This is a genomic window from Microbacterium sp. Soil_N32 (assembly GCF_057655505.1).
Genome location: NZ_JBDGME010000019.1, coordinates 864,498 through 883,981, shown reverse-complemented (window position 1 = coordinate 883,981; position 19,484 = coordinate 864,498). Strand labels below are relative to the sequence as shown.

Here is a 19,484-nt window from a genome sequence, read left to right as displayed (position 1 = left end):
CGGCCCGCAGATACGGCCGATCCCGCGGTCGGGTGGTCAGAGGCGTCCGGCGGCCTTGAGCTCGAGGTACCTGTCCGCGATCTTGGGGGGCAGGGCTTCCGGGTCGGCGGCGATCGCCTCACCGCCGGCGCGCCGGATGGCATCGGCGACGTTCTCGGCGTCGCGGAGGGTGCGCTCCGCCGCGGCGGCGAGGTAGACGTCCTCCCGCGAGTCCCGTCGACGGGCGACCGCAGCGATCCCCTCGTCGGTGACCGAGCCGACCAGCACCGTCGTCGCACGGGAGGCGGCCGGGAACGCGCCGAGGAATCCACGCGCGGACTCGGCCGCATCCTGCGCCGTCAGCACGACGATCAGCGACGGGCGCGTGGTCAGCGTGCGGACGGCGGTGAATGCGCCATGCCAGTCGGTGTCGACGAGGCGAGCGTGCACCGGTGCCATGGCATCGGTGAGCGCGGGGAGCAGGGCGGTTCCCTCGACACCGGTCACGCGGGCTCGCGCCACCCGGTCGTACATGAGCAGGTGCACGTGGTCTCCCGCTCGCGCGGCGAGGGCCGAGAGCAGGAGGGCCGCCTCGAGGGCGGCATCGGCCCTGGTGCCGTCGCCGACGCGCGCCGCCGCCGTGCGACCGGTGTCGATGATGATGACCACGTGCCGATCCCGCTCCGGACGCCAGGTGCGCAGCATCGTGGTTCCCGCGCGAGCGGTCGCGCGCCAGTCGATGGAGCGCACGTCGTCGCCCCGCACGTACTCCCGCAGGGAGTCGAACTCGGTGCCCTGGCCGCGCACCTGGATGCTCGTGTTCCCGTCGAGCTCGCGCAGACGGGCGAGTCGCGACGGCAGGTGCTTGCGCGAGGAGAACGCCGGCAGCACCCGGATCGCCCCGCGCACGCGATGCACGGCTTGACGTCCGCCCAGACCGAGGGGACCGCGCGAGCGGACGACGACGAACTCGCTGGCCAGCTCGCCGCGTCGGCGGGGGAGGAGGGGGATGTCGACCCGGCGGCGCTCAGCCGGCGGGATCTCGACCTCCGGGCGCCCGGGTGCCGCGCCCGCCGTCGGCTGCCAGGCGTCGCGGATCACGGCACGGAGCACGCGCGCTCCACGGTTCTGCAGCGCGACGCTCACGGGCACCGGCTCGCCCAGGCGCGTGCGCGCCGGAAGGCGGCGCGTCACCACCACCTGCCGGGCGCTCGCCGCCGCGGCGACATCGATGACCACGAGCAGCACACACAACGCGACCCAGCCGCCGAGCACGGCGTAGGCAGGGTATCCGGCCAGGCCGGCGAGCACGAGCGGGAGGAGGCCCGCCGCGACGACGACGGGGAGACGGCCGGTGACGAACACTTAGATCGGCACCCGGGTCTGCTGCACGACGGAGGTCAGCACGGAGTCGGCCGACACACCCTCCATCTGCGCGTCCGGGCGGAGCTGCAGGCGGTGGCGCCACACCGGCACGAGCATGGTCTGCACGTGGTCCGGGGTCACCGCGGCCGAGTCGTTGAGCCAGGCCCACGCCTTCGCGGCCGCGAGCAGACCGGTCGAGGCGCGCGGGCTCGCCCCGAGCTCGACCGAGGGCGACTGCCGTGTGGCGCGGGCGAGGTCGACGACGTACCCGAGCACGTCGTCGGTCACCTGCACGCGAGCCGCGGCCGCCTGAGCCGCCCGGATCTCGTCGGCGGTGACGACCGCCTGCAGCCCAGTGAGCTCGCGCGGAGAGAATCCGGACGCGTGGCGTCGCAGCACCGAGACCTCGGCGTCGCGCTCGGGCATGCCGACGACCAGCTTCATGAGGAAGCGATCGAGCTGCGCCTCGGGCAGGGAGTACGTGCCCTCGTGCTCGATCGGGTTCTGCGTCGCGGCGACCAGGAACGGGTCGGGCAGCGCCCGGCTCTCGCCGTCGGCCGACACCTGGCGCTCCTCCATCGCCTCGAGCAGGGCGGCCTGGGTCTTCGGCGGCGTGCGGTTGATCTCGTCGGCGAGCAGGATGTTCGTGAAGACGGGGCCTGCGCGGAAGTCGAACTCGCCGGTGCGGGCGTCGTAGACGAGGGAGCCGGTGACGTCGCCGGGCATGAGGTCGGGGGTGAACTGCACCCGCGTGGTGTCGAGTCCGAGCGCGCGGGAGAAGGAGCGCACGACCAGCGTCTTCGCGACACCGGGCACACCTTCCAGGAGCACGTGACCGCGGGCGAGCAGCGAGACGAGCAGCCCGGTCACGGTTCCGGCCTGTCCGACGACCGCCTTGTCGACCTCGGTGCGCACACGGTGCATGGCCTGCCGCAGGGCGGCGTCGTCGGCGGGGTTGTACTCAGCGGTCACGTGATGCCTCGTCTTCCGTGGTCGTGGAGGGGTCGGGGGTCGGGGTGCCGGACGCGGCGCCCCGCGGGCGGAGGGTCTCATCGACCGCCGCCTCGAGGTCCGCCAGGCGTCGGGCGAGTTCGATCAGCGCCGCGTCGTCGGTCGGAGCCGGCCCTCCGAGCAGGCCCTGCAGGGTGCCGCGAGGGATGCGCAGACGGTCGGCTGCGGCGTCGGCGATCTCGTCGACGGTCGCGTGATCTCCGAGCGTCAGACGGCGCGCGAGTCGCAGTCGTGTGCCGTCGCGGACGGCGACCGAGGCGTGCGCGGCATCGCCGGCTCGGGCCGTCAGACGCGCGCGGCCCTGCATGGTCTCGGAGGCGCGTACGGTGACCGGCAGCGTCTCGGCGACGAGCGGTCCGAACCGGCGCCCGCGCCAGAGCGCGGCTGCAGCCCCGGCCAGGAGGAGCAGCAGGATCGCGGGGGTCACCCAGTCGGGGGTGAGGTCGCCGAGGGTCTCGGGCGTCTGCACCTCGATGTCGCTGTCCTCGAGCGACGGCACGTACCAGACGACGCGCTCCTCCTGGCCGAGGAGGGCGAGCGCGAGCGCCGCGTTACCGTCGTCGGCCAGCGCCTCGTTCGTGAAGAGGCGGCTGGCGTCGACGGCCGAGATGACGGTGTCGCCCCGATCGGCGACGAGCACGGCGGAGGCGCCGTCATCGCCGAAGCAGCCGGTCACCCCGTCGGACGGCTGCAGGAGCTGGTCGGGGCGGATGCTCCCCACGCGGGCGAACTCGGGCACATCGCAGCTCGCCTCCACCGACGCGGCGACGCCGGGGGCGTAGGAGCCCAGATCGAGCTCGTCGAGCAGGTGCGCGCCGACCGAGAGGAACACGACCCTCGACGCGGGCGCGAGCAGATCGGCGACGCCCTCGTCGGTCAACGTGTACGGGTTCGCCAGCACGAGGGTCGCGTCATCGTCGAGTGCAGCGGCCGCATCGACGCGCGAGCGCACCACCTCGACCTCGACGCCGCGATCGCGGAGGATCTCGGCGAGAGCGAGTGTGCCGGTGTCGCGTGCGCTCTCGGGGTCGAGCGAGCGGTACGACCCGGGAGCAGAGGCGGCCACCTGCAGGCCCACCCAGGCGACCACGACGACGAGCACGCCGACGACGACCCATCCGACGATCGCGCGCACCGGACTCCGACGCGCCTCGCCGGTGGACGCCGGTGCCTCGTCGACGACGGTCACGCGGGAACCGCCTCGGGTCGGAGCGCGCGCAGCCGCTCGTCGGTCGCCGCGAGTGCGGCGTAATCGTCGGCGCTTGCGGGCCGCCGAAGGTAGCGCACGTCGTCGAACGCACTCGCCGCCCGGCGCACGGCCTCTGCCTCGGCGGCGAACACGCCGCCCGCTTCTCGGGCGATGGCCTGGGCGGTGGCCCCGGGGGCCGGGTCGATGAGGTCGCGTTCCAGGAGGTCGCGTGCGAGCGCGCGGAAGCGCAGCACGACGGCGCCGTCCCAGTCCGAGGTGCGCGCCGCTCGCTCGGCGTCGGCGCGCAGCTGCGCCGCGGAGCGGTCGTCGGCCGCGCCGAGGAGATCCGCGCGGGCGCGTCGCACCGCGCGGGGGCGGCGCGGGCGGCCCCAGATGATGAGGGCCGCGACGACCGCCGCCGCGATCACGATGCAGACGATGATCAGGCCGATCGGGCCCACGGTATTACTGGTGTCGGTGCTGAAGAGATCGCGGAAGAAGCGCCCGATGTCGCGTGCCAGGTAATCGAACCAGGTGGGCCTGGCCTCCGCGTAGCGCGAGTTGGACAGCTCCTCCTCGGCCCAGCGACGTGCCTCGTCGCCGTCCGGGATGAACAGATCGTCGAACGGGTGGATCATGCCGATGCGCCACCGCCGTCTGCACCCGTGCCGGAGTCCGCGACGGGAGCGGGCGGGGCGGGAGCCGGAGCGTATGCCTGGGCAGTTCCGTCATCCGGCGCAGGGGGAGCGTATCCGGTGGGCGGGGGCGTCGCGTAGCCCTGCGGCGCCGCGGGGGCCGCGTAGTTCTGGGGTGCCGGGGGCGTGTTCGCGGGCTGCGGGGAGCCGTAGCCCTGCGGGGTCGGCGCGGCGTAACCCTGCGGGGGCGGCGCGGCGTAACCCTGCGGCGTCGGCGCGGCGTAACCCTGCGGGGTCGGCGCGGCGTACCCCTGGACCGGGGAGCCGTACACCTGCGGCGGGTATGCGTATCCCTGCGGCGGGTACGCGTACCCCTGGGCGGCGAGCACGTGCTCGGGCACCTGCCGGGGCGGGGGAGCGCTCGTCACCGCTCGAGCCGGATCCACGGCGTAGGGGTCGCCGAGCCGGTCGTCGTCCCACCCCTCTTCCCGCCGTTCGACGTGCGCGATCAGGGTGTGGTCGAGCCCTTCGTACCGCATGCGGCAGTCCAGGTACACGAGGGCGCCTCCGGTGGACTGCACGACCTGCGCGACGGCCTGCAGCGCGAGCACGAGGATCTGGGGCACCAGCGCGAGCAGCACCATGCCGAGGATCGCGCTCGGCTCCGGATCACCCGTGGGAGCGACGATGCCGATGAGCATGGGGCTGAGGAACGAGGCGGGGATGCTCACCACCTGCATGGCGGTGCCCATGATGATGCCGATCAGCGCGGTCACACCGAAGGCCACCCAGAAGCGGCCCCGCGTCAAACGCCAGGACCGCACGATCGCGTCCCGCAGGCGCGCCCGCTCGAGCACCAGGATCGATGGCACGAGGAGGAGTTTCGTGCCGAGCCAGATGTAGAGGGGAATGCTTCCGAGCACGAAGATCACGACGATCAGGATCACGACGCCCACGACGTCGGTTCCACTCGCGATCCCTCCCGCCACGAGACCCACGATGAGCAGGGCGGCGATCGTGAAGACCCCGAACACGGCGGCCGCCAGGATCAGGGAGTAGGCGGCGAGCCGCCAGAACGACGGAGCCATTCGGCGCCAGAGCATTCCCAGGGTCGCCTTCGTGCCGACCGCGGCGAAACCGATGTCGGCGGCGACCACACCCTGCACCATGGCGGTGAAGGCGACCGAGGCGAGAGCCACGATGATCGCCGCGACGATGTTGATGGCGATGGTGCCGCTCAGCACCGCTTCGAAGTCGGGCGACGCCGGCGTGAGCGTCTCGAGGCGCGAGAACGTCGTGAACAGTACGACACCCATCAGGGCGGCCGTCACCAGTACGACGATCAGCTGCACCACGACCGCGAACCCGAAGAGCACGCGGGGGTTGTGCCGGAGGGCGGCGAAGGCCTTCCCGAGGATGGTGCCGAAGGACAGCGGATGCAGGGGGATGATGCCCTTCTTCGGGGCAGGGGTCCAGGTCTGGACGCTCACAAGCACTCCCTCCGTCGTGCGCGCTCCCATCGTGCCATACCCCCGCGCTGGTGCGCGGACCTGGGGAACGTGAGACCGGGTGCCATAAGGTAACAGGTATGACCTCACGCATCCTCGTGGTCGACGACGACACCGCGCTCGCCGAGATGATCGGCATCGTGCTGCGTACGGAGGGTTTCGAGCCTGTCTTCTGCGCCGACGGTGCGCAGGCCGTCGAGGCGTGGCGCACGCAGCGGCCGGATCTGGTGCTGCTCGACCTGATGCTCCCCGGCATGGACGGGATCGAGATCTGCACCCGCATCCGCGCCGAGTCCGGTGTGCCCATCATCATGCTCACGGCCCGCAGCGACACCGCCGACGTGGTGCGGGGCCTCGAGGTCGGCGCCGACGACTACATGGTCAAGCCCTTCAATCCCAAGGAGCTCGTCGCGCGCATCCGCACCCGTCTGCGTCCCGCGCCGACGACGGGCAGCGAGCAGCTGCGAGTGGGCGACCTCACGGTCGACGTCGATGCGCACGAGGTGCGGCGCGGGGATGCTCCCATCCCGCTCACGCCGTTGGAGTTCCAGCTCCTCGTGGCGCTGGCCTCGAAGCCGCAGCAGGTCTTCTCGCGCGAGATGCTGCTCGAGCAGGTGTGGGGCTACCACTACAAGGCCGACACGCGCCTGGTGAACGTGCACGTGCAGCGCCTCCGCGCCAAGGTCGAGCTCGACCCCGACAACCCCCGCATCGTCATGACGGTCCGGGGCGTCGGCTACCGCGCGGGGAGCGCCGTCTAGGCGAGGCATGGCCGCCACCAACGCGACCACCACGACGGTCGCCGTGCTGCGCGACTGGCGCGGATGGCCGACCCTCCTCGCGGCATCCTGGCGTCGCTCGCTCCGCTTCCGCACGCTTGCGGTGACCCTCGTCGCCACATCCTTGGCGATCTTCATCACCTGCGTGACGATGGCGCTCGTGATCCAGAACGACCTGTTCGTGTCGCGCAAGAATCAGGCCCTCAAAGACGCGCGTCGCGCCGTGGACATCGCTCAGAGCACATTCGACGTCGCCGAGGTGGGCGACGACCCGGCAGCGCTCGCCGATCTCTGGAACACCGTGCAGGAGGGCATCGCGCGCAACTCCAATGCCGACCTGCTCACCGGCATCCGCATCGACTCCGACGCCGACGCCGTGCGCCTCAACGGCTTCACCGCCGGACTCAGCGCGAGCCTCCTCAGCGACGGTCTGCGCGCGCGTGTGGTGAAGTTCGACGACCGGCAGGCGTGGCAGTCGGTCGCGCTGCCCGTCGACGGCGGCGGTGAGGTGCCGGGCATCATCGTCGGGCAGCAGCTCGTCGTGCCCGAGGCGGGGCCGTTCGAGATCTACGTCGCCTACGACCTGTCGGATGCCGACCAGACGCTCGTGTTCGTGCAGCGCACGCTGTGGATCGCGGGGATCGGGCTGGTCGCGATCGTCGCCACCATCTCGTGGTTCGTCCTCCGCACCGTCTCGACGCCGATCATCCAGGCCGCCGAGACGAGCGCCCGCCTCGCCTCCGGCGACCTCGGCGTGCGGCTCGAGGTGCACGGCGAAGACGAGCTCGCCACGCTCGGTCGCTCCTTCAACGCGATGGCCGACAGTATCGAGGCTCAGATCAAGGAGCTCGGCGAGTTGTCATTGGTGCAGCAGCGCTTCGTCTCCGACGTGTCGCACGAGCTGCGCACCCCGCTGACGACGATCCGGCTGGCGGCCGACATGCTCAACGATCAGCGGGAGGACTTCGATCCCATCACCGCGCGCGCCGCGGAACTGCTGCACGCGCAGGTGCAGCGCTTCGAGACACTGCTCGCCGACCTGCTCGAGATCAGCCGTTACGACGCGGGATCCGTCCAGCTCGAACTCGAGGCGACGAGCCTGGCGCACGTCGCGGAGGACGTGATCGAGCAGATGCGGCCGCTCGCCGACGGTCACGGCTCGGAGCTGCGTCTGGTGGCTCCGGGCGGCTACTCGCCGGTCGACATGGATCCGCGCCGCGTCCGCCGCGTGCTGCGGAATCTCATCGGCAATGCGATCGAGCACGGAGAAGGGCGGCCGATCGTGGTCACGGTCGACAGCAATCAGCACGCGGTGGCCGCCGGGGTGCGGGACTCGGGCCTGGGCATGAAGCCCGCCGACGCCGAGCGCGTGTTCGATCGGTTCTGGCGCGCGGATCCCTCGCGCCAGCGCACCATCGGCGGCACGGGGCTCGGCCTGTCGATCGCCCTCGGCGACGCGATGCTGCACGGCGGGACGCTCGCCGTGTGGTCGGAGATCGGCGTGGGCACGAACTTCGTCCTGACCCTGCCCCGGCACGGCACCGAGCTGGACGGGCCCAGCCCGATCCCTGTCGAGCCGCAGCAGCCGCTCGCCGAGCTGGGCGATGCGACGCAGCCGATCTCCCTCACCGACCTCTCCGACGCGTCAGGGGACCTGCGGTGACGGGCGCGCTGCGCCGTCTGCTGCGCGCGGGGGCTGTCGCGGCGGTGACCGCTCTCGTCCTGACCGCGTGCACCGGACTGCCGACGAACGGCGACGTCAACGTCGGTCTCGAGCTGGGGGAGTCGCCGGACGACACCGACTTCCTCCCCCTCGCGTCCGGACCCGCGCCCGGCGCGGACCCGCAGGAGATCGTCGAGGGGTTCATGGAGGCGTCGATCACCCCGGCCGACAACTGGGAGATCGCGCGACGGTTCCTCACGCCCGAGATGCAGCGGGATTGGCGCCCGGGCACGGGGGTGTCGATCGATGCCTCGGCCATCGAGCGCTCCGTCACCTCGAACGTCGGCGAGGACGACGAGGAGGCGCAGGAAGCGGGGGTGGAGGTCGTACTCGCCCAGGTCGCGAGCGTCGACGCGGCGGGCGCCTACTCGTCGTCGCCCGGGTCGTCGAACCTCTCGTTCGCACTGGAGCGCACGAACGGGGAGTGGCGGATCTCGCAGGCGCCGGACGGGGTCGTCATCGACCAGACCCGGTTCGACACCGTGTTCGAGGGCTATCCGCTGCAGTACTTCGACAGCACCTGGTCGCGGCTGGTACCCGACCTCCGCTGGTTCCCCCGCCGAGCGAGCATCGCGACGACGGTCACCCAGGCCTTGATCGGCGGCGAGCCGAGCGCGTGGCTCGATCCGGCCGTGCAATCGGCGTTCCCCGCCGACGTTCAGCTCGCGCAGGACGCGGTGCCGATCAACGCGAACCAGGTCGCCGAGGTCGCTCTCACCCGGCCCGCCTCCAGCCTCGACTCGGCCACGCTCGCGCGGATGCGGACGCAGTTGCAGGCGACCCTCCAGGCGTCGGGGGTGCACGTCGCTCAGGTGCGCTTCACGGTCGACGGCCGTGGCCTCGACGCCGGCATCGTGAGCGTCGTCGATCCGCCGGCCGACACGGGACCGCTCGTGCTGACCGAGGGGGCATTCGGGTCGATCGTCGGCGATGAGGTGGTGCCGATCCCCGCGGTCAGCGAGGAGATCACGGGCATCGAGCAGCCGATCGCGGCGATCGACGTCGCGGCGGACAACACCCGCGCGGCCGTGCAGCTCTCCGACAGCCACGTCTACCTGGTCTCGGACGGACGCGTCGACGAACTCGACATCCGGGACGGTCTGGTCGCGCCGTCGCTCGATCCCTACGGTTACACGTGGTCGGTCCCGTCGGGTGCCCCCTCCGCCCTGACGGCGTGGAGCGCGGACGTGGGGGAGCAGAAGATCGCGGATGCCTGGCCCGATGCGTCGTCGGTGGAGGCGATCCGGGTCTCGGCGGACGGGGCACGCATCGCGGCGGTCATCACTGTCGGTGCGCAACGGTGGGCGGTGGTCTCGGCGATCGTCCGCGACGAGGACGGGACGCCCACGGCGATCGGGGAGATGACGCAGCTGCGTCGCATCGACGCCGCGGTCGCAGGGCTGGTCTGGATCGGCGACTATCGGATCGGTGTGCTCGTCGACCCCGAGAGCCCGGATCTGATCACGCAGATGGTGGGCGGTGTCGGTTTCGCCGAGTCGAGTCCTGCGGGAGCGACCGCGCTCGCCGGGGCCCGCACCGCATCGGGCGTGCGCGTCCTCGACGTCGACGGGGCGCTCTTCACCCACGCCGGTTCGGCCTGGCGCGAGATCGCCACGGGCGTGGCCGTGCTGGCCACCCGCGCCGGTCAGTAGTCACTCTCCCTCCACGAACGCGGCATCCTGCTCCTCGGCGCGCACGGACGCGGATTCCGCATTGCGCCGGGTGCGTCTCGGGGCAGGATCGGCGAGATGAACGCTCGATTGACCGACCTGCGCGACGAGATCCTCGCTTTCCTGCTGGCAGCCTCGTGCACCGGGTGCGACCGCATCGGCGCGGCGCTGTGCCCGTCGTGCCGGCACGCTCTCCGGGCAGCGCCGCTCACCGCGCGCACCCCCGGCGGACAGAGCGTGCGCGCGGCGCTGGAGTTCACCGGGGTGACTGCTCGCTGCATCCGGGCGCTCAAGGGGGCGGGACAGACGCGGCTCGCCGCGCCCTTGGGCGCGGCGCTCGCCGCCGTGATCGATCTGGAGGGCGTCGACGGCATCGTGCCGATCCCGACGTCGCGGGCAGCGTTCCGCGCCCGCGGGTACCGCGTCCCCGAGGTCTTGCTGCGCGCGGCCGGCGTGTCGCCCCTGCGCCTGCTCCGCCACGTCGGGCCGCACCGTGACCAGCGCAGTGCCGGTGTGGAAGAGCGCGCTCGGAACGTGCGAGGGAGCATGGCCGCACGCCCCGCGCGAGCCGCGAGAGTGCTCCTGATGGACGACGTCGTCACGACGGGGGCGACGCTCGACGAGGGCTGCCGGGTGCTCCGGCAGGCGGGAGTCGAGGTCGTCGGCGCGATCGCGCTCGCCGCCACGCCGAGGAGAGATCGATTCCCGGCGGACTCTGCGGTGACTCACCCACGACACGGAGGAAGCCGACCGTGACATCCATCCGCAACCGGACTAGCGTGGGGGGTCACAAGGCGACCACGGTCCGCCCTTGGCCGGGAGGACCGGGACAAGGAGGCAGCAATGGAAACGAGCATCGTCGGCGTCGGAGTGGGTATCACCGATCGCTTCCGAACCGTTGTCGAGGAGAAGATCGCCAAGATCGAGACGTTCGCCGCTCGAGCGCAACGCCTCGACGTGAAGGTCACCCACCGCGTGTACCGGAACGGGCAGGTCCCCGAAGAGACGGTCGAGCTGACGCTCATCGGCAAGGGCCCCGTCGTGCGCGCCGAGGCGACCGACGGCGACAAGTTCGTCGCTTTCGACCTCGCGGTCGACAAGATGGCCGAGCAGCTGCGACGCGCGAAGGAGAAGCGAGTCGACGGCCGACAGCATCCGCGCGGACCGCACTTCGAGAAGGGCAGCGGTTCTCTCGAGGGCATCGACGTGCAGCCCGCCTCGGTCGAGGTGCTGCAGGCGGTCGCCACCGGGAGCATTCCGGTGCAGAACGAGGAGGACGAGGAGTACTCGCCCGTCGTCATCCGCACGAAGAGCTTCGAGGCGGAGTGGATGACCGTCGAAGAGGCCGTCGACCGCATGGAGCTGGTCGGCCACGACTTCTTCCTCTTCGTCGACGCCCGCACCGATCACCCGAGTGTGGTCTACCGGCGGAAGGGCTGGGACTACGGAGTCATCGCGCTCGACACCGCGGCTCCGCCCGCCGCCGAGGCGCTCGCCTCCTGATACGAACGACGACGGCCCGGCCCCTCAGGGGTCGGGCCGTCGTCGTATGTATCAGTCGAAGATGCCGTCGAGGATGCTGCCGATGACCAGGCCGCCCAGGATGCCCGACGCCACGTCGCCGCCGCCGCCGCGGCGTCCGCCGCCACCCCAGCCGCCGCCGCCCCATCCGCCGTCGCCGCCCCACCCCTGGTTCTGCGGTCGCGCCGAGTCGATGTCGCGCTGCGCGAGCTGAAGCGCTTCGGAGGCCAGGTGCGCGACGCGGCGGGCGCCCAGGAGCGCCTGCTCCCGAGTCTCCTCCGCGGGCAGGAGGTCGCTGACGTCGACGCGGAGGCGCTCGGCCTCCGCGAGACGGGTTCGTGCATCGGCGCCGATCCATCCACGGTGCCCGGCGATGAGCCCACGCGCGACGCCGAGCTGACGGTCGGCGTCGTCGAGCGCGTGCTGCACCTGCGCCAGCGAGGGGAGCGGGTTCTCCGCGCGGTGGCGGGCTTTGGCGATCGCATCGTCGAGGGCGGTGTTCGCCGCGCGCAGGCGGGACAGCTCGGCGAACGGATCGTTGGGTTCACCGGCGGGAGTGAGGGAGCTCAGCGCATCCTGCAATGCAGTCACCGCCTCCGCGACGGCGGGAGCGGGCGGCGCCGTACGGGCCGCGATCAGGTCGTTGCGCGAGTCCGCGACGACCTCGGCGAGCGTCGACTCCGCACGCAGGGCCTCGATCTCGAAGTCCTCGACCGCGTCGAGCAGATTCGCTGCGCGACGGGTCGCCTCGGTGGCCGTCTCGAGGGCGAGATTGGCCTCCTCGTTCTGCCGGGCGGCGCGGCGCCGCTCCGACACCGACGCACCGTGCGTCGCGAACGCGATCAGCTGCTCGGCCTCCCGCGCGCTCGCGGTGATCTGCGTCATCGCGGAGGGGGAGTAGCGGGCCGATAGACGCTCGATCGTGGCGGTCGTCGCGGGAATCCGCTCCTGCAGCGCCGCAGCGTCCGCCCGCACCTTCGCGACGATCTCGGGGGCACGTCGCACCTTCGCGATCGACTCGGCGAGCACCCCGGTCTTCTCGTCGAGCAGATCCTGCGCCCAGTCGCAGAGCTGCACGATGCGCGCGTTGCGCGTGCGCAGCTCCTCGGGGGTGTCGGGGATCTCATCGTGGTTGAGCTGATGCAGCTGGAACGCCTCGCGCAGATGGGTGCGAACGGCGTCGAGCGCCTTCTTGAGATCGGCGGTCAGGGAGCCACCCAGCTCGGCCTCGGCGAACGCCAGCTCGTCCGACGTCGTACGGATGCGTTCGTCGGCCGCCACGAGCGCCTGCTCCGCCTGCCGTGCGAGATCCGCGTCCTGCTCCGCGAGGGCTTCTTCCTCGCGCTTGCGTCTGCCCCAGAAACCTGCCATGTGCTGATCCTACTTTCCGTGGAGGGCGGGGTGCCTGTGCATCCGCTCCGGGCGAACGCGCGGGGCGTCACGCGACCGCGGGAGCGGGGGACTCCACGGGCTTCGCCGGGCGTCCGCGCTTCGGCCGGTCGGTCGCGAGGCGCAGAGCCAGGGTGTGCGCCGGATGCTCGGCCAGCCGTCGTCGCAGGTGCTCGAGCCAGCGCTCCTCCGCCTCCGCGTCGAACAGCGCTGCGTCCCGCACCAGCGAGCGCGCCAGCGACTCCGCGTCGCCGTGGCTCTCGACCGCCGGGGCCTCCGAACGCAGCAGGGCCAGGTGCTCGCGGATCGCCACGAGCTGCGCCGAGATCACGGCGTCGGCGTCGACCCCGGGAAGGGTCGCGGCGATCGTGAGCTTGATCGCGACCTCGTCGCGCGACGCGGTCGTGCGGCGCACCGGAGAGGAGAGCCATCGAGCCACTTCGGCGGAACCGGTGTCGGTGATCCTCCAGTACACGTGGCCATGGGAATCCGTCTCGCCGCGGCGCACGAGGCCGTCCCGTTCGAGGCGTTCGAGCGTGTTGTAGATCTGACCGACGTTGAGCGGCCAGATCGAACCGGTCCTCCGGTCGAACTCGTGACGGAGCTGGTAGCCGTAGCACGGGCCCTGGTCGAGGATCGCCAGCAGGCTGAGACGGACGGACATGCGACCTCCTGAAGTGCTTTCCCAGCATATGCATACGCGGAAACCTCTCCGAGCAGCGCCGTGCAGGCGACGTGGAGGTCACGGCCCGGTAACATGACACCGTATGCCCGGCCGCGCCCTGCGCGGCTCGGCTCTGTACCCACTGACAGGGAGATGACATCCGTGGCCAATCCTCTTGAGAAGCTGCTGCGCGCCGGCGAGGGGCGGATCATCCGCCGCCTCAATCAGGTAGTCAAGGCCGTAGGGGCTCTGGAGGAGGACATCTCGCGCCTCACCGACGACGAGCTCCGCAACGAGACGGTCGAGCTGCGCGCGCGCTACGAGAAGGGCGAGACGCTCGACCAGCTCATGCCCGAGGCCTTCGCCGCCGTGCGCGAAGCAGCCAAGCGCACGCTCGGCATGCGCGCCTACGACGTGCAGATCATGGGTGGCGCTGCGCTGCACCTGGGGAACATCGCAGAGATGAAGACCGGTGAGGGCAAGACCCTCGTCGCCACCTTCCCCGCGTACCTGAACGCGATCGCGGGCAAGGGCGTGCACGTCATCACCGTCAACGACTTCCTCGCGACCTACCAGTCCGAGCTGATGGGCCGCGTGTTCCGCGCGCTCGGGATGACGACCGGCAACATCGTGTCGGGGCAGACCCCGGCCGTGCGCCGCGAACAGTACGCCGCCGACATCACCTACGGCACGAACAACGAGTTCGGCTTCGACTACCTTCGCGACAACATGGCGTGGCGCAAAGAGGACCTGGTCCAGCGCGAGCACTTCTTCGCGATCGTCGACGAGGTCGACTCGATCCTCATCGACGAGGCCCGCACGCCTCTCATCATCTCGGGACCGTCGTCCGGCGAGGCCAACCGCTGGTTCGCGGAGTTCGCCAAGATCGCCCGCACCCTGGAGCCGGGCGTCGACTACGAGGTCGACGAGAAGAAGCGCACCGTCGGCGTGCTCGAGCCGGGCATCGAGAAGGTCGAGGACTACCTCGGCATCGACAACCTCTACGAGTCGGCGAACACGCCCCTGATCTCCTTCCTGAACAACTCGATCAAGGCGCTCGCCCTGTTCAAGAAGGACACCGACTACGTCGTCATGAACGACGAGGTCATGATCGTCGACGAGCACACCGGCCGCATCCTCGTCGGACGCCGCTACAACGAGGGCATCCACCAGGCCATCGAGGCGAAGGAGGCGGTGCCGGTCAAGGCCGAGAACCAGACCCTCGCGACCGTCACGCTGCAGAACTACTTCCGCCTGTACGACAAGCTCGCAGGCATGACCGGAACGGCCGAGACCGAGGCCGCCGAGTTCATGTCGACGTACAAGCTCGGTGTGATCCCAATCCCGACCAACCGCCCCATGATCCGCAAGGACCAGTCCGACCTCGTCTACAAGAACGAGACGGCGAAGTTCGCGCAGGTCGTCGAAGACATCGCCGAGCGCCACGCGAAGGGCCAGCCGGTGCTGGTCGGCACGACGAGCGTCGAGAAGAGCGAGTACCTCTCGCGGCTCCTCGCCAAGAAGGGCGTCAAGCACGAGGTCCTGAACGCGAAGAACCACGCACGCGAGGCCGAGATCGTCGCACGCGCGGGGCGCCTCGGGGCCGTCACCGTCGCCACCAACATGGCCGGACGAGGCACCGACATCATGCTCGGAGGGAACGCGGAGTTCCTCGCCGTGCAGGAACTCAAGTCGAAGGGTCTCGACCCCGTCGAGACCCCGGAGGAGTACGAAGAGGCCTGGGACGAGGCCTATGAGGCCATGAAGGCCACCGTCGAAGAGGAGGGCCGCAAGGTCGCCGAGGCCGGCGGACTCTACGTCCTGGGCACCGAGCGCCACGAGTCGCGCCGCATCGACAATCAGCTGCGCGGACGTTCCGGCCGTCAGGGAGACCCCGGCGAGAGCCGCTTCTACCTGAGCCTCACCGACGACCTGATGCGGCTGTTCCAGTCCGGCGCCGCGGAGGCGATCCTCGCGCGCACGAACTTCCCCGATGACGTGCCGATCGAATCGGGTCTCGTCTCGCGGGCGATCCGCAGCGCGCAGTCGCAGGTCGAGGCGCGCAACGCTGAGATGCGCAAGAACGTGCTCAAGTACGACGACGTGCTCAACCGCCAGCGCGAGGCGATCTACGCCGACCGCCGTCACATCCTGCAGGGCGACGACATCGCCGACCGCGTGCAGCACTTCATCGAGGATGCGATCAGCGGCGTCGTGCGCGATCACACCGGCGAGGGTCACAACGAGAGCTGGGACTTCGACGCCCTGTGGACCGAGCTGAAGACGCTCTACCCCGTCGACGTCACGATCGACGAGGTCGTCGCGGAGGCGGCGGGACGCAAGGGCGGCATCACCGCCGACGGCCTGACGCGCGAGCTGCTGTCCGACGCGAAGATCGCCTACGAGGCGCGCGAGAAGGCGCTCGGCGAGGCCGCGACCCGAGAGCTCGAGCGTCGCGTGGTGCTGCAGGTGCTCGACCGCCGCTGGCGCGACCACCTCTACGAGATGGACTACCTCAAGGACGGCATCGGCCTGCGCGCCATGGCCCAGCGCGACCCGCTCATCGAGTACCAGCGCGAGGGGTACGCGATGTTCCAGTCGATGATGGGCCAGATCAAGGAGGAGTCGGTCGGCTACCTGTACAACCTCGAGGTCGAGGTGCGCAAGGCCGGCGACTCCGACGAGGTCACCGAGGTCGAGGCCAAGGGTCTGACCGAGGGCGGGACGGATCAGCGCCTGGAGTACTCGGCGGCGAACGACGCGGGCGAGGTCGAGGTGCGCAACGATCGCGGCCAGGTGCAGCAGGCGGCGACCGACCGCATGCGGCAGGCCGCGGCGCGAGCCCAGGCCCCGCAGCCGGAGGCCGCGGAGGAGGCGCCCCGCGGCGCGTTCGGACAGAAGACGGATGCGGCGGCTCCGGCAGCGGGGAACCGTGAACAGCGCCGCGCTCAGGCCAAGAAGAAGAAGTAGGCGCAGCGCATCGAGAGGGCCAGTCCGTGCGGATTGGCCCTCTCGGCGTCCCTGTAGGCTTGCGAAATGACACCATCGCGCCACTTCGACCAGTCGTCGAAGCTCAAGAACGTCCTGTACGAGATCCGCGGAAACGCCCTCGTCGAGGCGGCGCGTCTGGAGGCAGAGGGCCACCGGGTCCTCAAGCTCAACACCGGCAACCCGGCCATCTTCGGCTTCGAGGCTCCGCATCAGATCGTGCACGACATGCTCGCGGCCCTGCCGACGGCGCACGGCTACAGCGACAGCAAGGGGATCGTCTCGGCCCGTCGGGCCGTGGTGAGCCGGTACGAGGAGATCGAAGGATTCCCGCGTTTCGGCCCGGAGGACGTCTTCCTCGGTAACGGCGTCTCCGAGCTCATCACCATGACCATGCAGGCTCTGCTCGACGAGGGTGACGAGGTGCTCATCCCGGCGCCCGACTACCCGCTCTGGACGGCCATGACGAGCCTCGCGGGTGGTACGCCCGTGCACTACCTCTGCGACGAGGACGACGGCTGGCAGCCGGACCTCGAGGACATCCGCTCCAAGATCACGCCCCGCACGAAGGCGATGGTCATCATCAACCCGAACAACCCCACCGGCGTGGTCTACTCGCGCGAGGTTCTGCAGGGTCTCGTGGACATCGCGCGGGAGCATCAGCTCCTGCTGCTGTCCGACGAGATCTACGACCGCATCCTGTTCGACGACGCCGTGCACATCCCGACGGCCACGCTCGCGCCCGACCTGCTGTGCCTCACGTTCAACGGACTCTCCAAGACCTACCGGGTGGCGGGTTACCGTTCGGGCTGGCTCGTGATCACCGGGCCACAGGATCACGCGAAGGGGTTCCTCGAGGGCATCAACCTCCTCGCCTCCACGCGCCTGTGTCCCAACGTCCCCTCGCAGCATGCGGTGCAGGCCGCGCTCTCCGGCGTGCAGTCGATCGATGCGCTGATCGCGCCGTCTGGGCGGTTGCACGAGCAGCGCGACATCGCCTGGCAGGGCCTGGAGTCGATCCCCGGCGTGTCATGCGTGAAGCCGGAGGGTGCGCTGTACGCGTTCCCCCGCCTCGACCCGAATGTGCACGAGATCCGCGACGACGCCCGGCTGGTCTACGACCTCCTGGTGTCGGAGCACATCCTCCTCGTGCAGGGGACGGGTTTCAACTGGCCGACCCCCGACCACCTGCGCGTCGTCACCCTTCCCGAACCACGCGTGTTGAGCGAAGCAGTCGAGCGACTCGGGAACTTCCTCGCGAGCTATCGGCAGAACTGACGGAAGGCTCGGGCGGCGCCATCGATGCCGCCAGTTCGCGGGCACCGGCGACGAGGGGCGACCGGGGGACGAGGTCGGCCATGGGACGACTGTGCAGCAGTGCGGCGTCCGCCGCACGCGGGTCGTGAGGGAGGAACGTCACTTCGGTGATACCGGCGAACCGTTCGAGTGTTCGTCGGATCTGTCCACGCGCGTCGAGGCCGAGCGGACCCGGGCGCACCTGATTGACGACCACGGTGAGAGGCGTGGGAGCCGCGATCCTGCGCACCTCCGCCTGCTCTCGGAGGAAGCGGCTGATGCCCAGGGGGTCGGCGGAGGCGACGGCGATCACGGCATCCGCCTCGCGCAGCACCGCGGTCGTCGCCGCGTGGCGCCGCGGCCCGAGCACGTCGTACGTCACCTCCTCGTCGGCGTCGGCTTCGCCGGCCACGTCGACCACGGTCTCCTCCGCCCACGTGCGGCACACCTGAAGGCAGGTGGTGATGCGATCGCCCGAGATCTCCGGCCAACGAGCCGGACGGTTGATCCCCGCGAGCACGTCGAGCGTCCCCGCACTGCTGTCGACCGACGCGGATAGACGGGTGAGTTCCGCGGGGTCGAGCCCGCCGAGTTCGGCGCGGCGGCAGGCGGCGGCCAGTCCCGCGGCCTCGTCGCCGAGACCGAGGAGGAGCGCGAGGGAGGGAGCGACCGTGTCCGCGTCGACGAGGGCGGTGCGGCGCCCGAGACGTGTGAGTTCGACGGCCAGAAGGATGGCGAGCGTGGATCGACCCGGCGAGCCGTGCGGCCCCCACACGGCAGTGACCCGCCGAGCGGGCCCGTCGGACCGCGACGCGGGAGCCGCGTTCGAGCGGATGGCAGCCGCCACCTGCCAGCCGGCCGCGTCGTCGGGGAGGCGATCGACGAGGCCGAATCGGGCGAGGAGGCGGCTGTCCGCTCCGCCGAGCGCGAGGATGCGCACCGCCGCGCGATCGCACGCTGCCACGAGATCGGCGGTGAGCACCTCTCGCGCGGCGGGGACGACGATGGCATCGGCCCTGGAGAGAAGACCGGACAGGTCCTCCCCGCGTGTCGCGCGGAGAACGCGCAGGCCCTCCGTCTCGAGCTCGGCCGCGAGGCTCCGCCCCCGAGCGCCGTCGAGGGCGACGATCACCGTGCTCATCGGGCCGCACCCACGGGAACGACCGACAGGGCGGCGCCGCCGGTGATCGCGGCGAGCACGTCGGCCACATCGCTCCGCTCGACCACGAGTTCGACCTCCGCCGTCTCCTCGGCGAGCACGCCCTCGGGCACGACCACCGACTCCACGACGACGTCGCCGAGCAGAAGTCGCGGGACGTCGTGTCGTCGACCGTCGTCGAGCGCGGGCGCCTGCCATACCTCGACGGTGCTGCCGGGTCCGATGCTCGTCGGGAGGCCGGTGCTGCTCTCGACGACGACCGTGGTCGAGCGGCGATCGTCGGACGTCGTGATGGACCCGGCGGGGAGCAGCTCGCCGGCCCCAACCGTCCTGCCGGCCACTGCGCCTTCGGCGAGTTCGTGCGGCTGAAGGTAGTCGTCGGAGAGCGTCCCGAGGTCGACCTCGACGACGGCGACGTCGTCGGCGGAGATCGATTCGCCGGGAACGATGGTGCGGGTGGCTTGCAGGGCGGGTCGGGTGCCATCGGCGGACGACAGCAGCGTCCAGACTCCGCCGACCGAGAGGGCGACCAGCGCGATGCCGACGAAGAAGCGCGCGTCGCCGCGGAAGGCGCGTCGCGGATGCGGTGAAGTGCTCATGGCGTCCCA

16 protein-coding genes are annotated in these 19,484 nt (G+C 70.9%); 7 read left to right on the top strand and 9 right to left on the bottom strand.

What is annotated here, in order from left to right:
- Positions 1-36: 36 nt before the first annotated feature.
- The 5 genes from AC3A3J_RS12480 to AC3A3J_RS12460 are packed head-to-tail and all read right to left on the bottom strand — an operon-like array spanning position 37 to position 5,669.
- Positions 37-1,344, bottom strand: a complete 1,308-nt coding sequence (locus AC3A3J_RS12480; protein ID WP_487672574.1) for a DUF58 domain-containing protein — start codon at positions 1,342-1,344, stop codon at positions 37-39.
- Positions 1,345-2,316 carry an AAA family ATPase gene (locus tag AC3A3J_RS12475; protein WP_487672573.1) on the bottom strand — a complete coding sequence of 324 codons (972 nt, stop codon included), beginning with the start codon at positions 2,314-2,316 and terminating at the stop codon, positions 1,345-1,347.
- The gene (locus AC3A3J_RS12470; RefSeq protein ID WP_487672572.1) at positions 2,306-3,544 is read right to left on the bottom strand and encodes a DUF4350 domain-containing protein; all 1,239 of its coding nucleotides are present in this window, start codon (positions 3,542-3,544) and stop codon (positions 2,306-2,308) included. Before AC3A3J_RS12470 ends, AC3A3J_RS12475 begins: the two co-directional genes overlap by 11 nt.
- Positions 3,541-4,182: a DUF4129 domain-containing protein gene (locus AC3A3J_RS12465; protein ID WP_487672571.1), complete on the bottom strand. Its 642-nt coding sequence runs from the start codon at positions 4,180-4,182 to the stop codon at positions 3,541-3,543. The genes AC3A3J_RS12470 and AC3A3J_RS12465 overlap by 4 nt, the downstream gene beginning before the upstream one ends.
- A complete protein-coding gene (locus AC3A3J_RS12460; RefSeq protein WP_487672570.1) occupies positions 4,179-5,669 on the bottom strand; it encodes a glycerophosphoryl diester phosphodiesterase membrane domain-containing protein in 1,491 nt (496 codons plus the stop codon). The genes AC3A3J_RS12465 and AC3A3J_RS12460 overlap by 4 nt, the downstream gene beginning before the upstream one ends.
- 98 nt (positions 5,670-5,767) lie before the next feature.
- Here AC3A3J_RS12460 and mtrA point away from each other — a divergent pair, with 98 nt between their 5' ends.
- The 5 genes from mtrA to hpf all read left to right on the top strand — a co-directional run bounded on the left by mtrA (position 5,768) and on the right by hpf (position 11,362).
- Positions 5,768-6,448: an MtrAB system response regulator MtrA gene (gene mtrA, locus AC3A3J_RS12455; protein WP_487672569.1), complete on the top strand. Its 681-nt coding sequence runs from the start codon at positions 5,768-5,770 to the stop codon at positions 6,446-6,448.
- Positions 6,449-6,455: 7 nt separating this feature from the next.
- Complete coding sequence (mtrB, locus tag AC3A3J_RS12450) at positions 6,456-8,129, top strand: MtrAB system histidine kinase MtrB (protein ID WP_487672568.1); 1,674 nt, start codon at positions 6,456-6,458, stop codon at positions 8,127-8,129.
- Entirely contained in the window at positions 8,126-9,841 is a 1,716-nt protein-coding gene (locus AC3A3J_RS12445; RefSeq protein WP_487672567.1) for an LpqB family beta-propeller domain-containing protein, read from the top strand. The genes mtrB and AC3A3J_RS12445 overlap by 4 nt, the downstream gene beginning before the upstream one ends.
- 96 nt (positions 9,842-9,937) lie before the next feature.
- Positions 9,938-10,615, top strand: a complete 678-nt coding sequence (locus AC3A3J_RS12440) for a ComF family protein (RefSeq protein ID WP_487672566.1) — start codon at positions 9,938-9,940, stop codon at positions 10,613-10,615.
- A gap of 87 nt (positions 10,616-10,702) precedes the next feature.
- On the top strand, positions 10,703-11,362 hold the full coding sequence (gene hpf, locus AC3A3J_RS12435; RefSeq protein ID WP_487672565.1) for a ribosome hibernation-promoting factor, HPF/YfiA family: 660 nt from the start codon (positions 10,703-10,705) through the stop codon (positions 11,360-11,362).
- A gap of 51 nt (positions 11,363-11,413) precedes the next feature.
- Here hpf and AC3A3J_RS12430 read toward each other — a convergent pair whose 3' ends face one another.
- Both AC3A3J_RS12430 and AC3A3J_RS12425 read right to left on the bottom strand, forming a co-directional pair.
- Positions 11,414-12,751: a coiled-coil domain-containing protein gene (locus AC3A3J_RS12430; RefSeq protein WP_487672564.1), complete on the bottom strand. Its 1,338-nt coding sequence runs from the start codon at positions 12,749-12,751 to the stop codon at positions 11,414-11,416.
- A 67-nt stretch (positions 12,752-12,818) separates the two neighbouring features.
- On the bottom strand, positions 12,819-13,433 hold the full coding sequence (locus AC3A3J_RS12425) for a PadR family transcriptional regulator (protein ID WP_487672563.1): 615 nt from the start codon (positions 13,431-13,433) through the stop codon (positions 12,819-12,821).
- Positions 13,434-13,595: 162 nt separating this feature from the next.
- On the opposite strand from AC3A3J_RS12425, the gene secA reads away from it, so the two are divergent.
- Complete coding sequence (gene secA, locus AC3A3J_RS12420; protein WP_487672562.1) at positions 13,596-16,403, top strand: preprotein translocase subunit SecA; 2,808 nt, start codon at positions 13,596-13,598, stop codon at positions 16,401-16,403.
- A 66-nt stretch (positions 16,404-16,469) separates the two neighbouring features.
- Entirely contained in the window at positions 16,470-17,699 is a 1,230-nt protein-coding gene (locus tag AC3A3J_RS12415) for a pyridoxal phosphate-dependent aminotransferase (RefSeq protein WP_487672561.1), read from the top strand.
- Here AC3A3J_RS12415 and AC3A3J_RS12410 read toward each other — a convergent pair.
- Together AC3A3J_RS12410 and AC3A3J_RS12405 are read right to left on the bottom strand one after the other, a co-directional pair.
- On the bottom strand, positions 17,620-18,858 hold the full coding sequence (locus tag AC3A3J_RS12410; protein ID WP_487672560.1) for a CpaE/TadZ family protein: 1,239 nt from the start codon (positions 18,856-18,858) through the stop codon (positions 17,620-17,622). The genes AC3A3J_RS12415 and AC3A3J_RS12410 overlap by 80 nt on opposite strands.
- Positions 18,855-19,475 carry an SAF domain-containing protein gene (locus AC3A3J_RS12405; protein ID WP_487672559.1) on the bottom strand — a complete coding sequence of 207 codons (621 nt, stop codon included), beginning with the start codon at positions 19,473-19,475 and terminating at the stop codon, positions 18,855-18,857. Before AC3A3J_RS12405 ends, AC3A3J_RS12410 begins: the two co-directional genes overlap by 4 nt.
- Between the last annotated feature and the right edge of the window lie 9 nt (positions 19,476-19,484).

Excerpts from the sequence above, each read along its gene's own strand:
- AC3A3J_RS12465 (WP_487672571.1), bottom strand. The coding sequence starts at position 4,182 with ATGATCCACCCGTTCGACGATCTGTTCATCCCGGACGGCGACGAGGCA.
- mtrA (WP_487672569.1), top strand. The coding sequence starts at position 5,768 with ATGACCTCACGCATCCTCGTGGTCGACGACGACACCGCGCTCGCCGAG.
- mtrB (WP_487672568.1), top strand. The coding sequence starts at position 6,456 with ATGGCCGCCACCAACGCGACCACCACGACGGTCGCCGTGCTGCGCGAC.
- AC3A3J_RS12440 (WP_487672566.1), top strand. The coding sequence starts at position 9,938 with ATGAACGCTCGATTGACCGACCTGCGCGACGAGATCCTCGCTTTCCTG.
- AC3A3J_RS12430 (WP_487672564.1), bottom strand. The coding sequence starts at position 12,751 with ATGGCAGGTTTCTGGGGCAGACGCAAGCGCGAGGAAGAAGCCCTCGCG.
- AC3A3J_RS12405 (WP_487672559.1), bottom strand. The coding sequence starts at position 19,475 with ATGAGCACTTCACCGCATCCGCGACGCGCCTTCCGCGGCGACGCGCGC.
- AC3A3J_RS12410 (WP_487672560.1), bottom strand. The coding sequence starts at position 18,858 with ATGAGCACGGTGATCGTCGCCCTCGACGGCGCTCGGGGGCGGAGCCTC.
- hpf (WP_487672565.1), top strand. The coding sequence starts at position 10,703 with ATGGAAACGAGCATCGTCGGCGTCGGAGTGGGTATCACCGATCGCTTC.
- AC3A3J_RS12415 (WP_487672561.1), top strand. The coding sequence starts at position 16,470 with ATGACACCATCGCGCCACTTCGACCAGTCGTCGAAGCTCAAGAACGTC.
- AC3A3J_RS12425 (WP_487672563.1), bottom strand. The coding sequence starts at position 13,433 with ATGTCCGTCCGTCTCAGCCTGCTGGCGATCCTCGACCAGGGCCCGTGC.